The following is a 13870-nucleotide window of genomic DNA, read 5'->3' as shown; positions in this document are numbered from 1 at the left end:
TAAAATACAATATGTATTGCACCAATATAAGTGCGAGGGGTGTTGGCGGTGAATGAGGACTATGAAAAGGCTTTGGGACAAAACATTCGTAAACTGCGTATGTAGCGCAATCTTTCACAGGAACAAGTAGCTGCACAGCTGCAGATTCATGGTTGTGATGTGACGCGCAGCGCTTTTGCAAAAATCGAAGTTGGGCAACGGCATATCTACCCAGATGAATTGAAAGCCTTGAAGGATATTTTGGCAGTTTCTTATGACGACTTATTTATCTGAAAGAACAGCGGCCTGAACATGATTGTTCAGGCCGCTTTGCCTTTGTCTGGAAAAATCAACTAGTTTATGCTATGCTAAATGAAAACAAATTCTTTGTCTGGGAGAAGGGGCATATTTTTAAAACCGTGATTACATCAGGAATGCCGATGCGCGTAAATTATGCGATGCGTCGATAGCGACAACAATCGGATTTTTGCTGAGAAAGTTACTAAAACGACCGGGGTGTGGAGGAATTTTGTGTGCAGGAATACTTGAAATCTTATGCGCAAGCTGCGATACAAGGCTCTAAAAGTTATTATCAATACCTGACGGAACATCAGCGCGGATTGATTGAGTATCGAGTTTTGAAAATAAGACAAGAAGGATCGCATTTTGTGCTAACTTTGCGATCTTTGCTTTCATATGCGGATACGGTGCAGGTGCGGATCGAGAATAAGATATACACACAAGAGCAAATCAAGCCAACAGAATATTGTGAGCAAACCAATGAGTTAATCGTGCGTCCATTGGATGAGTTGCGGCAAGTGTTGGCAGATACTCCGATACATAAGATAACTGTAATCTCGGATTTGCGGTTTTTGGTGAAACGGGTGGAAGACTGGTATCGCAGTTATGGACTGCGAATTGCGCTGCCTACACAATCCTGTTCGGTTCCGATGCCGAAGGATGCAGCTTTGTCATCTCAGGCTTCCGAGGAACAGAAAAATGCTGTTGCAGCAGCGTTATCGCAGCCATTTTCCTACATTTGGGGTGCGCCGGGTACGGGGAAAACACAGTTTGTTTTAGCACGGTGTATTCTGGCGTATGTTCAGGCTCAAAAGCGAATTTGGATTACGGCACCGACCAATAATGCAGTTGAGCAGATGTTGTATGGTGTCTTGCCGATTTTACAGGAAGCTGGAATTTCATTGCGAAAGGTGCTTCGCTTAGGAGTGCCTTCTCGGGCGTTTAAAAGTCAATACAGTGAAGTGTGCGAACAAACGGATAAAGCGAAATTGCATGGGGAAGTACAGGCGCAGTTATTGCAGATAGAAGCTGAAATTGCTGCAAATCAAGAACAACTGGACAAATTAGAAGCATATCGCAATTTTTTATCCTTTGAAAAGGCACAGGACTTTCTAGAACGTGCATTGCCGGATTGGCAGAAACGAATGCAGCAGCAAATATCGGAACTCGATAGATTAGAACAGGAATGTATCGAATGGCAGGGAAGAGGATATTTGGCACTTGCAGAACTGGAGACCTGCCAGACAAAAGAGAAAAAGCATACAGCAAATGTGGTAGATTTCACAAGACAGGTACGATTATACAACAACGGTTGGCGAAAATGGCTATTCGCTGGGCGTAGGGAAAAATTGATGCAGTCGCTTCAAACAGAAATGCACGAGTTGGATGAAGTGCGTGCGCAGAGCCATCAGTTGATTGCAGAACGCAAGGAGTATATCCAGAAAGAAGCCGATGCCCGGCAGCAACAGAAGCAGGTTCTGAACGAGATTGCGCATAGCAAAACAGAACTGCAGATGTGGGCATCGTATTGGAAACCATTGCTGCAGTCCGCCAAGAAGTTGCGGGAAACATGGTTTGCAGCAGATTTGGCGGCTTTTTGTACCCAACTTGAACGAGCACGCAATATTTTGGAGGACAAACGGCCGCAATATGAAGAGTGCAGTGAGTGGTCTGAAACCGCGCTGTTGGAGAGCAAAAAAGACTTAGAGCAGCAAAAAACCAGTTGCCTACAACAAAAAGAAAATTTGGAAGAGCAGGGTAATGGCATACGCTGGCGCGAATGCTTGGTGCTGGCGGGAACTGTGGATACTTGTCTATATCGGATGCCGCCGAATGGAGAATTGGCTCCTGCCCATATCTTTTTGGACGAGGCAGGGTACTGCTCGCTAATCAAAGGTGCTGCACTGCTTGCTTACGCTTGTCCGGTGACATTTTTGGGAGACCATATGCAGCTACCGCCGGTTTGTGAAATGCCTGATGCAGATATGCAGGAAGGCGGGGAGCCAAATGTTTGCTTGTGGGCACAATCTGCGTTGTTTGCAGAGGAAATTTTCACACAATCAATTTTACAGATTGCGAATACATATTTAATGCATCTGCCTGCGCGGTTTGAACAATTGAAGCGTTTTGATTTGACACATACTTACCGTTTTGGGGAAGCGCTGGCTAAGGTTCTGGCCAAAACGGTATATTCCAGTTCGTTTTATGGCAACCCTGCGCATAAGACGGATATTTTCGTTTTGCACGCTGCAGCTTCGCAGGAAAAAGTGAAAAAGCGTACCAGTCCGGCGGAATGCCGTGCAATCGCTTCTTACATCCAATCGCATCCCAATGAACAGATCGGGGTGATTACGCCATACAAAAATCAGCGGGATGCGATACGGAATTTGTTACCGCGTTCGTCAGGTTGGGAAGATAAGGTTTTAACGGTACATGGCTCGCAGGGAAGAGAATGGGATACAGTATTATTCAGCGTTGTAGATACTCTGGATAAATGGTTTACTGATTCCGACCGGTTGGAGAGCAATGGAAAATGTGTCATCAATACCGCTGTCAGTCGCGCAAAACGGCGTTTGATTCTTGTGTGCGATGCAGAGTATTGGGGGATGCAGCATACTCAACTGATTGGGCAGTTACTGGGAGTTGCAGAGAGATATGATGGTCTTTTGCAGTCAGACATTTCGAAGGTTTAAATTAAGAACAGATAGGATGTGAAGAAAAGGAATGTTAGAGATCGTGGGATTCCGGAAACGAAACAGTGATGAGGAGGGAGCCTGATGGCTCCTTCTTTTTGTTGATTCTGGTTTTATGGGTAAACAGAACTTATGATAGGATACTTCCTGGAAGCGATCCAATGAACCATTTTTGATGTAGCGGCTCTTATAAACAGAGGCGTTGCATGTATGCGGCATGGATATGGCCCGTAAACGGGATGACGCTGGCTATCGCAGTTGACAGGCATACGCTCTTATGATAATATACTAACTGTACTATTACAAATAATACAGTTAGAGAATGGGGTGGATTGCATGTTCAAAAAGATGACAGCATGGGTACTTGTGGCAGCATTGTTTGTGCCGGTATGGCCGGCGCGGGCGTTTGCAGCTAGTAGGGGGCCAGATAATGATTTTACAGAACTTCGGACGCAGCAAGCGGATGGCGGCACCTATCATCTGCTCGAGCACACAGATACGGGCGCTCAGGTAGTGTGGCTGGACAATGGCAGCGAAACGCGCGAGTTTGCCGTCGGCTTCCGCACGCCGCCTGAGGACAGCAAAGGTGCGAACCATGTCCTTGAACATTCGCTGCTGTGCGGCAGCGAACAGTATCCCTTAAACGACCTAATGCATATTTTGCAGAATAGCTCGGTTGCACAGGAAATCAACGCCTATACAAGTGAGGATTATACGACTTATGTGTTCTCCACTACGGATGAGCAGGATTTCTACAACCTTGCAGATATCTACACCACTTGCGTGCTGTTTCCACGCCTGCGCACCGAGCCGAATATTTTCAAGCAGCAGGGCATCCGCACCGAATGGGTGACCGGCAAAGCGCAATATAATGGCATTGTGTACAGCGAGTTGCGCTTGCGCAATTTGGATACCGCGCAGAACTCACTGAACTTTGTATCCAGTCAACTGTACGAAAACCTGTACGGGGATACCTCGCCGACGTTTGATTCGGGTGGAGCGATCCCGGACATTCTCGATCTGACCTATGAGGATGTCATGCGGGTTTACGATACTTATTACACGCCTTCCAATATGCTGGTCTATACAGCGGGCGAGCAGGACATTGATAAAACGCTCGCCATGCTGGACAAGTATCTTGACCAAGCGGGTGAGCGGAACCGCCCGAAGATCCAAATTGACGTGGCGCCAATCGCGCCGCCTCAGCTGGTGCAGGAGTATTATGTCACCGAAACGACACAGACGGTCGATATTGGTTTTATGGCGCATGGCCCAAGTCTGCTGGACAGCAAAAAGTCCGAGGCATGGGGCGCGCTGGTAACCTGTATGCAGCAAATGCTTCGCACGCAATTTCCGGACGCATTGGCCTATACCGTAGGCGGCAATGCGGGCGGAGTCTACAATGTCGGTGTCATTCTGTCGCAGGTGCCGATCGCGCAGAAAGATGCGGCAGCCACGGCGATGCAGCAGGTGCTTGCCGATATCGCGCAAAATGGCATCCCGTCTGATATGCTGAACGACGCGCTCGACCAACAGGAAGAGGCGCAGCAGTTCGGACGCGAGGAAGTGTTTACGGGCTTTGCCTATGCGGAGAAACCGCTGGCCTGTGTTGGCCGTGCGGATGTGATCACCGGCCTGCGGAACGATCCAGACTACTTCAAGACACTGGCTGCTGAATGGATGGACAGCTCGTATCAGACCCTTGTGGTTTCGGGTAACGGCGCGACGCAATCGAAAACTTACGACCCGCAGCTGACCGCGTCGGAACTGGAACGGGTCAAGCGGGACACCGAGGATTTTAACGCGTGGCTGGACCAGCCGGATGATCCGGCTGTGCTTGCCCGCCTGCCGATGCTGGATCTGAAAGATTTTGCGGATGATCCGTTCTCGATGAACCAGATAAACGAGACTGTAGATGGTGTGACGTATTATCTTAACGAGGAAGCACAGAGCCAGACACCGTCCTTTTCGTTATACTTTCCGGTTGAGGTCAAAAACGAGGATGCCACGCTGTGGTGCCTGTTGTGTGAATTCCTGAACGACCGCATGCAGGCGGCGGGTCTGTCCGGTTATCTGGGGATGACTTCGGGCGAGCGGTATGACGATCCGGATACGCTGCACCCAGCGCTGATCCTCGGTGGATCTGGGGAAGCGGGCAAGATGGGGGAGACTGTGCAGGCACTTACCGCGTGGCTGCAAAGCCCGCCGCTTACAGATACGGCTGCGTTGCGTGACTTTCTGAGCGAGCGGAAGAGCGCGCTGCGTGCGCTGTACAGTGACCCCTACTACTATGAATACAGTATGATGTTGCAGGCTAGCACTCAGCCCAACCGGTTCATGGACAGCATTCCGGCGGGCTTCGTCGGTGCATCCATGTCATATAAGGCTTTCATTGATACGGCGGCGGCCAATCCGGACGGCGATGCGGCGCTGCTCACGAGCATGCGTACTTTGCTGGATGGCGCACTGCAGCGTACCGGTGTTGCAGCTGAGTTCACCGGCAGTCGTGCGGATTACAGTGATTTCCGGCAAGCCGCTGCGGCTTACCTTGCTGCGCTGCCCGCAGGGACGGGAGCATCTTCGTGCCAATGGCTGCCGCAGGGCTGGCCGAGCGCGCTGGTGATATCCACCAATACGCAGGCTTCCAACCATGTGATGTTGGTCGGGGCATTTGAAAACAAGCCGGACAATATGGCGGTATACGATGTGCTGAGCGCGGCTTTGACGGCAAAGTATATGTTGCCCGAGCTGCGCGATCGGCGCGGTGCGTACGGTGCGGGGCTGCGCTTTGAACCAAACGGCGTGACTATGGTGTCTTCCGGCGGCGTGAGCGTGGATGAAGCAGTCGCGGTATTTCGAGGTGCAGCGGCATTTCTGCGTACGCTGCAACTGGCGCCGAGCGAATTGACGGGATTCAAGGTCAGCGCGGTCAGTGAGTTTGACAGCAACGCGGAATGGGAGCGCGCGAGCGGCTTAGGGCTGGCGCGCGCAGGACGAACGCAGGCGGATTACGCAGCGGAACGCGCCGCCATTCTCGCTGTCACTGAGGATGACCTCAAAGCGTGTGCGGACGAATTGGAGCATATGCTTCAGCAGGCGGCCGTGTTTGCGCAGACAACCAAGTCGGCGGCAGCTAGCGTGCAATATCCGTTTTCTGCGTATGTAGACGCAGATACGGGCAAGGTGACGCCGCAGCTGCGAAACGATATTCCGGCGTCGAGTGATAAAACGCCGATCACCCGCGGCGAAGTCGCGGCATTGCTGGCGGACAGCTTGGTAGACCAGAGCGCGGCGGAGCAACCGGATCTGTCGCGGTTTACCGACATAACGCCGGGCAGTACGCAGGCGGATGCGCTGGCCAAGCTGCACGATCGCGGTCTGCTCAATGGCTATGCGGACGGCAGCTATCGTCCGCAGGAAAAAATCACCCGTGCAGAGTTTTGTGTCATTGCGTCTGCATTGGCAAAGGATCACTCGAAAGTAGGTGAGCAGTCATTCCGGGATGTATCGGATAGCCACTGGGCGCATGATGTGATTGCTGGCATGGCAGCGCAAGGGATTTTGAAAGGGTATGGAGACGGGACTTTCCGCCCAGAGGCGCCGATCACTCACCAGCAGGCAGTGCTTATTTTGCAGCGGCTGGCGAACGAATAGGCATCATCGAAAGACAGTAGCAAAAAATTGCATTTCGTGTAAAAGGCCATGCGGGGCGATATGCCCTGCATGGCCTTTCTGCTTTGTTTGGCATGGCGGTGTACAAGCCTGTAAAGGAATTCGCTGTGTGCCGGCATGAAAATTGTTATAATTCGTTGATTGTTTCGGACACAGCCATATTACAGATTCTTTTTCCGGGGACCAAAGGAACAAGCAAAGCGGTACATATCAGCAGCACCAGAATCCCACCCACAGAGGAAAGGGGAAGCCGCCAGGCGGTGCCCCAATAGTTGGTAATCATCTGCCCGTAGAGAAAGTAGTGCAGCGGCAGGCCCAGCCCGAAGCCGGCAATTAGTCCCAGCACGGTATAGGTGGCAGACTCTGTGGTGATCATCTTCTGGATTTGGTGTTCGTCCATGCCCACGGCACGCATGGCGCCGTATTGCCTTGTTCTGGCCGACACACTCATGGAAATGCTGTTCGCGGTATGGATCATGGTGATCAGGGTAATAACCACCAGAAAACCGTACACAAACAGGCAGAACATAAAATAGGTGCTTTTGGTGTCCTTGTTTAGGGACAGACGGTCATAAAAATCATACTGCCCATTGGCCAAAGCCTGCAGTTGATTGATATCTTGCTGTGTGGCGTCTTTGGTCAGCTGTACATCCAGGATGGCATAGGCATTTTCACCGGTGATGGCGATAAACAGCGCTTCCGAGCAGATTACCGTGGGTTGATCCGACGTGTCAAAAGGGCTATCTTCCAGAACACCGGCCACCGTGAGGGAAGTGCTGTCCAGTTGGATGACATCACCGACTTGCAGGGTGTTGCTTTTGTCAAAAACCGTCAGGACACCGCGGCCGTTCCGGACCGCGTCCATATCCCCGGACACTAAATCCTCCTCTGCCCACTGGAATTGCTGCGCATCATAAGAGATGAGATCGATTGTTCCTGATTTTCCCTCATATTCTGCGGGGAGACTTTGATACATCCGGCCAAAGGCGCGCTTGACATAGGGCTGCTGCGCCACCTCAGCGGCAAAAGATGGATCGATCTCACACTGATTTTCCGGGCTGCTGTAAAAGACGTCCGGCGCCCATGGCTGCAGCGGATTGAGGGCAAGTTGAACCCATTGTACCAGAACGGAAAAACTCAGAATCAGGATGATGCTGAGTGCAAAGGAGCCGGTCATCAGCAGCAGATTTTTCGGTGAGGAGACCGCGTGGTGTATGCCAAGAGCTGTCTCGATGTGAAAAAAACTCTTTCGCACCGGACGGGACACGGACTTTCCTTGATTACTGTTTCCGGTAACCGCAGCAATCGGGGAGACAGACGCTGCCCGTCTGGCCGGGGAAAGGGAGGACAGCAGCACGGTCAAAATGCCTACAACCACACCGCTGCAAATGCCGATGATGCTGACCCCAAAGAGTGGAATCTGCACAAACTCTGCGCCAGCGCCAAACCGCAGGAGGGCGCAAAGCAGCCAAGTGATCAGAATACCCGAAACCACCCCAACGGGGACTGCTGTTTTGCACCAGAAGAGCGCCTCCAGCCGGACGATGTGCATGATCTGCGCCCGGCTTGCGCCGATACAGCGGAGCATGCCGAAAAACTGGGTCCGCTCCGCGGTGCGGCTGTTCAGACTTCCGGCGATCATAAAGACGCCAGCAGCCAAAACCAGCACGAACAGGATGGCGGCTACCAGATAGAGTCCCATCACATACGGATCGCTGCTGAATCCGGTCAGCCCCAGAAGAGCGGTATTTTCGGACAGATTTTCTGCCGTAAAGCCGTAGGTTTGACGCAGCTCTGTGATCACCTTGCGGGGATTAGCGTTTTCGGAGAATCGCACAAAACAAACCGGCACGGATTCATACCCCTCCGCTTTGGCAAGGTTTTGAAAGGCGTCCCAGCTGACAAACGCTCCCACCACATCGGCGTCGGTGCTGATGGTGACATCTCCGCCAAAACCGGAAATCGTATAGTGATACTCTTTCGAAGGGGTGTGGAAGGTGATTTGATCGCCTACCTTCACATCGAGCAGTTCCTTGGATCGGTTGGAGAGCAAAATTTCCCCTTCGTTTGAGGGGCAACTGCCTTCGGTCAGATCGTCATAGATCTTCGTCAGAATTTGATCATCTGCACCGACAATGACACAGGTTTTTCCCTGAATGGAATAGTCTTGGGATAAATCAAAGTTCAAGCCGTCGTATCGCTGGGCAGCGACCACATCCGGTCGCTGGGCAATTTCCTCCACTTGCTGGTCGGAGGGCTCTTTCAGCATCACATGCCAATTGCCATGACTTTGGATGACGCGTGTTTTTTCCATGCGAATGGCCATATCCGCCATGCTGAAAATGGTCGTGACCAACAAAACCGAGATAATGATGCACAGCAAGGTCATCCGATTTTGTCGTTTCCGTACCTTAGCGGAGATGGGGATCAGGCTCAGATAGTGTTTCACGACCGGCACCTCCCGAAATCGGTCAGCACGCCGTCGGACACTTGTAAAATACGATCAGCTGTCTGAGAGAGGGCACGGCTGTGAGTGATCATCAAAATGGTCTGCTCGTATCGGCGGGACGCCTCTTTGAGCAAGGTGATGACCTCGCTCGTGTTCTGCGTATCCAGATTGCCGGTCGGCTCGTCGGCCAGAATGAGCGCGGGTCGAGTGAACAGGGCGCGTCCGATGGCAACGCGTTGCTGCTGGCCGCCGGACAGCTGGCTTGGCAAATGGTGACGGCGCTCGCGCAGGCCGAGCACCGTGAGCAATTCCTCCAGATAGGTTTTATCCGGCTTCTGGTAATCGAGCAGCACCGGAAAGACGATGTTTTGCTCAACGGTCAGTTCAGGGATGAGGTTAAAGCTCTGGAAGATGAAGCCGATGTTGCGGCGGCGGAACACGGTCAGATTGCGTTCCTTCATCGAGAAAATGTCCTTGCCGTCGATTTGCACCCGGCCGCTGGTCGGCGTGTCGAGCGCGCCAATCAGGTTGAGCAGCGTCGACTTGCCCGAGCCGGACTCGCCAACCACAGCGACAAATTCGCCTTTGGGGACGGAAAACGTCGCGTGCCGCAAGGCGTGCACGGCGGTCTCGCCGCTGCCGTAGGTTTTGCAAAGATCTTGGACTTCCAGTAAATCCATGTTGTGATGGCACCTTCTTTCTGTTGCGATAGGAAAAGGGTACCACGGTAACCCTACGATTACATGACTTGAAGCCTACAATGTTGTAGGAATCAGTAGGTTGATTGTAAAAACCGTGCCGCAGCCCAAGGCGCTGTCCGCCTCGATCGTACCGCCATGCGCTTCAATGATCGCTTTGGCAAGCGGCAATCCCAACCCGACACCCTGTGTATCTTTGGAGAAACGGCTGCGGTAAAACCGCTTGAAGATGTGCGGCAAATCCTCCGGATGGATGCCGCTGCCGCTGTCCCGCACCGTGATCTGGACGATCGACGCAAAGGTGCGCCATGTGACTGTGACCGTATCGCCTGCCTTGGTATGGTCGAGCGCGTTTTTGACCAGATTGCCGATGGCTTCGCTCAACCAGTGCGCATCGCAGGACAGGGAAATATCGTCCTCCCCGGAACAAGACAGCAGGATATCCTGCTGCTGAGCCTGCACAGCAAAGCGCCGCCCGACCTCCGTCATCAGGTCGGACAGGTTGTGCTCGGATTTGTCCAGCACGAGTGTGCCTGCGTCTAGCTTGGTGATGGTCAGCAGATTGTGCACCAGCGTTTGGATGCGGTCAAGCTCCTGCTCTGACAGGGTGGTGAATTCCCGAACGGTGTCCGGATCGGCCGGCTGCTGCTGCAAAATGCCATTGTAGATATTCAGTGCTGCCAATGGGGTCTTGAGCTGGTGCGAGATGTCGGACAGCGTTTCCTTCATAGACTGTTTAGCACGCCCTTTGTTTTCCGCATGGGCATTCAGAATCGCAGCCAGCGAGTTGACCTCGTGGAACAGACGGTTGAGTTCGCCCTCGTCGTCGCATTCAATGCGCGCGGTGGTATTGCCCGCGAGAAACACATGCAATTGCTCAATCGCGCGCGCCATAGTCTGGTGTTGTTTCTGAAAATAGCGGTACATGACGGTCAGCACCAGAAGCCCCATGCCGGCGAACGCCACCGGAAGATACCGCGCGGTTCGTTCGCCGCCTGCCGCGAGCAGCACGGCAGACAGCAGGGTAAACCCAACCGTCAGGGTCAGAACAAGGCAAAACAGGCGCTTGATGTGCCGGTCAGCCAGCGTTTTCATGGCGCACCTCATTTCGCAGCATTCCATTTGTAGCCCATGCGGCGCACGGTAATAATGCGCTTGGGATTGCTGGGGTCATCCTCGATCTTGGCGCGCAGACGTCGGATGTAGACGGTCAGCGTGCTGCTGTCGATATAGTTTTGCTCACAGTCCCACAGTCTGCTTAGAATCTGTTCGGGTGATAGCACAAGGTTAGGGTGTTCCAGAAAAAAGCACAGCAATTTGTATTCGCTGGCGGTCAGTTCGACCGGTGCGCCGTCCTTGATAACTTCGCGCGTCAGCTGATGCACGATGATGCCGCCCGATTGGAGCGTGTCGTCCGGCTGGCGGAAATCCCCGCTGCGACGCAGCAGGGCGTTGACGCGCGACAGGAAGATCGCCAGTTTGAACGGCTTGGTGATATAATCGTCGCCGCCGATGTCCAGCCCCATGATAACATCGGTCTCCTCGTCCGCCGCGGTTAGAAACAGGATAGGTACTTTGGAGCTTTGACGGAACCGGCGGCAAAGGTCAAAGCCAGAGCCATCGGGCAGGGTCACATCCAGAATGGCTAAATCAAAGCCGCCTGCCTGCCAAAGGGTTTCGGCTTCCAGACAGGTTCGGGCGATAATGACTTCATAGCCCTGTTGCCGCAGGGCAAAGGACAAGCCGTGGATTAAGCTCAGATCATCTTCGACAAAAAAGATACGTTTCATGGGCGTTCACCGTCCTTGCAGTGGGATTGCTTTTACCGTTTCTATTATAGGGCTTTATGCGCAGATTACAAGTGACGCAGCAGGACAAAGCAGATCAGCCGCCGGGAAGTGCCCGGCGGCTGTAGGAGAAGCACAGTACATTTTTGTACGCGGAGACGCATCAGATGCCCAGCCTGCGGCAGACATCGCGGCGGGTTAGACGGTAAATGGCATACAGCACGGCGGACAGCACCGCGACCACGATCACGCAGGCCGCCATGCCGGCAAATTCACCTGCGGTGAACCGGTTGTCGTTGAAGTACAGGATCATGCTGTAAAAAGCGAAAATCAGGCTGGTGCCCACGAGCGCAGGGACGAAAAACACCCGTGTCAGCTGCTTTTTGATGGATTGAAACAGGTAGGCTTTCGGTGCGCCGAGGTGCCGGAGGTCGTCGTAGACCTGACGGCTGGTCAGGGCAATGGTGATGCACCGCGTATAGGCAATGACAAACACCGCCGCAAAGCAGATCAGCGCGATAAAGACAAACAGCATCAGGAACACCGCCATAGTTGTGACGAAGTCGCTTTTGTCCAGCACGCGGAACTGCGGCATATACAGCCAATAGGAGCGGAAATCAGAGGAGTTGCGGTCTGCTGGATCGATGACGGGAAATCCGCTGGCGGCAACATTCTCGCGGCTGTAAGTGTAGGATTGGCCGGCTTCCGCTGCCAGTGTAGCACTGACCAGATCATAGGCGTCGAGCTGCATGACCTCCAGATCCGAGCGGTCAACGATCTCGTTGAACAGCGCCTTGGCAAAGGAATAACTGGAATCTGCGTCGGAAACATTGAAAAAGACATGGGTTTCCTGCCAGAGATCGGTCAGCCCTGCGGAAATGACGGCATAATCGCTGTCATCCAGCACATAGCTGCCAAGCAGCATGGTGTATCGCAGGGGCTCGGCCGGTGTGACATGCAGCTGCTTGCGCGTGACCATGTTGGTGACAATGGTCACGTCCCCGCCGGACAGATAGTTGCTGCCGCCGTCGTCATCGAGCACATTGGCGCAGGTGCTGGGCGCGAGGTCGATCTCCTGCCCGGTCAGGGCATTCCATGCGCTTTCCGAAAAGAAGCAAGCCCCGTCCAGCAGTTCGGCGTATTCGGTGGAATAGGTCGTGCCGAGCGCGCCGTTTTCTTTTTCCACCGAATAGGTGCCGTCGGTACCCAGATAAGCGGCAGTTTGCTGCGTCCACGAGGTAATCGTGACATGATACGCTGCGGCCAGTTCTTCCACCTCGCTTTGCTGTGGTAGAGACTGGTCGTTGCGCCAGTGATAGGCGAAGTCCACTGGCCGCTGGTCGATGCCATAGGTCGAGTTGGTCGAGAGTATGGGGGCATAGAAGCTGGCAAAGTAGGCGCCGGCGATCAGCAGCGTCATGACCAGCATATTGCGGACGGTTTGCCGCCCTTGAAAGCGCATCTGGGAGACGGAGATGATATTCTTATACTTCTGGCGTTTCCCGTGCCAGCCGTTGACCACCGTGTGCAGCAGGATCATATAAATACCGATCAGGGCGGGCAGGTAAAAGATGCCGCTCACAACCGCAGGTGCATACCAGTGCAAGAATCTGATGAAAAATGAGGGCATCAGGTAACCGCCCGCGCCGCCGATCACGAGCAGCACGATGCCGACCGGGCCATACCAGCGTTTGACCGCGCGGATGGGTTCGGAGCGGTGGGATTCCTGCACGATGTCGATGATGTTTGTTCTGCGGATAAAGCACGCGCATAGAAAAAACAGCATGACGATGACATAGGCCGCAAAGGCCAGCGGCAGCAGATAGGACTGGGGCGTAAAGGAGAGCGCCATCTGCTGGGAATCGACCAGAAACAGCCGAAACAGCGTCCAGATCAGCCAGGCCAGCGGCCCGCCCAGTATCGCACCGGCCGCGCAGGCGCCGAGTGAAATCACAGCGAGGTCTTTCCAGAGTTCGCTGCGCAGCTGCTTGCGCGAGGCGCCCAAGGCGAGGAACACGCCGGTTTCCCGGGACTTTTGCCGGAAGAAAAGCCCGGCGGCGTAGGTGGTGAATACGGCGCAGCCGATGACTGCCAGCACAAAAATCATCATCACCTGTTTGCGGCTGTCGCCGCCCTCCGGCAGCACCGTGAGGATGGTGGGCGAGCGCATCATACATGTATAGGCGGTCATCAGCAGCGCAGAGAAGAAGATACAGCCTGTTAAAAGAGCATATTGCCCGATGCTTTTGCGCCGCAGAACCGCGTAGACTTGAGAAAATGTCCGCATATCAA

Annotated in this window: 7 protein-coding genes and 1 pseudogene; 3 read left to right on the top strand and 5 right to left on the bottom strand. The window is 53.5% G+C overall.

Translation table 11 applies throughout. The features are described 5' to 3' along the window. Positions 1 to 117: 117 nt before the first annotated feature. The 3 genes and pseudogenes from EJL02_RS14610 to EJL02_RS02955 form a co-directional block, all read left to right on the top strand. Positions 118 to 273: pseudogene (locus tag EJL02_RS14610) on the top strand (helix-turn-helix domain-containing protein); the annotation flags it as partial. Positions 274 to 512: 239 nt separating this feature from the next. Further along, the gene (locus tag EJL02_RS02960) at positions 513 to 2972 is read left to right on the top strand and encodes an AAA domain-containing protein (protein WP_125114910.1); all 2460 of its coding nucleotides are present in this window, start codon (positions 513 to 515) and stop codon (positions 2970 to 2972) included. Positions 2973 to 3308: 336 nt separating this feature from the next. Next, positions 3309 to 6626, top strand: coding sequence for an S-layer homology domain-containing protein (locus tag EJL02_RS02955; protein WP_125114909.1), 3318 nt, complete (start codon positions 3309 to 3311; stop codon positions 6624 to 6626). Between the two features lie 145 nt (positions 6627 to 6771). Here the strand turns inward: EJL02_RS02955 and EJL02_RS02950 are convergent, their stop codons facing one another. From EJL02_RS02950 to EJL02_RS02930, 5 genes are all read right to left on the bottom strand, one after another. Then, positions 6772 to 9093 (bottom strand): FtsX-like permease family protein, encoded by a 2322-nt coding sequence (locus tag EJL02_RS02950; protein WP_125114908.1) that lies wholly within the window; start codon positions 9091 to 9093, stop codon positions 6772 to 6774. Further along, positions 9090 to 9773 carry an ABC transporter ATP-binding protein gene (locus EJL02_RS02945; protein ID WP_125114907.1) on the bottom strand — a complete coding sequence of 228 codons (684 nt, stop codon included), beginning with the start codon at positions 9771 to 9773 and terminating at the stop codon, positions 9090 to 9092. The genes EJL02_RS02950 and EJL02_RS02945 overlap by 4 nt, the downstream gene beginning before the upstream one ends. Positions 9774 to 9848: 75 nt before the next feature. Beyond that, entirely contained in the window at positions 9849 to 10886 is a 1038-nt protein-coding gene (locus EJL02_RS02940) for a sensor histidine kinase (RefSeq protein WP_125114906.1), read from the bottom strand. Positions 10887 to 10894: 8 nt separating this feature from the next. Then, entirely contained in the window at positions 10895 to 11581 is a 687-nt protein-coding gene (locus tag EJL02_RS02935; RefSeq protein WP_125114905.1) for a response regulator transcription factor, read from the bottom strand. 160 nt (positions 11582 to 11741) lie between these two features. Further along, positions 11742 to 13865: an FtsX-like permease family protein gene (locus EJL02_RS02930; RefSeq protein ID WP_125114904.1), complete on the bottom strand. Its 2124-nt coding sequence runs from the start codon at positions 13863 to 13865 to the stop codon at positions 11742 to 11744. Positions 13866 to 13870: the final 5 nt, after the last annotated feature.

The organism is Agathobaculum sp. Marseille-P7918 (genome assembly GCF_900625105.1).
GTDB lineage: Bacteria > Bacillota > Clostridia > Oscillospirales > Butyricicoccaceae > Agathobaculum.
This window is presented reverse-complemented; position numbering and strand designations above follow the sequence as displayed.

What these genes read in the sequence shown, in the direction of transcription:
- EJL02_RS02930 (WP_125114904.1), bottom strand. Translation starts at nt 13,865, where the DNA reads ATGCGGACATTTTCTCAAGTCTACGCGGTTCTGCGGCGCAAAAGCATC.
- EJL02_RS02955 (WP_125114909.1), top strand. Translation starts at nt 3,309, where the DNA reads ATGTTCAAAAAGATGACAGCATGGGTACTTGTGGCAGCATTGTTTGTG.
- EJL02_RS02945 (WP_125114907.1), bottom strand. Translation starts at nt 9,773, where the DNA reads ATGGATTTACTGGAAGTCCAAGATCTTTGCAAAACCTACGGCAGCGGC.
- EJL02_RS02935 (WP_125114905.1), bottom strand. Translation starts at nt 11,581, where the DNA reads ATGAAACGTATCTTTTTTGTCGAAGATGATCTGAGCTTAATCCACGGC.
- EJL02_RS02940 (WP_125114906.1), bottom strand. Translation starts at nt 10,886, where the DNA reads ATGAAAACGCTGGCTGACCGGCACATCAAGCGCCTGTTTTGCCTTGTT.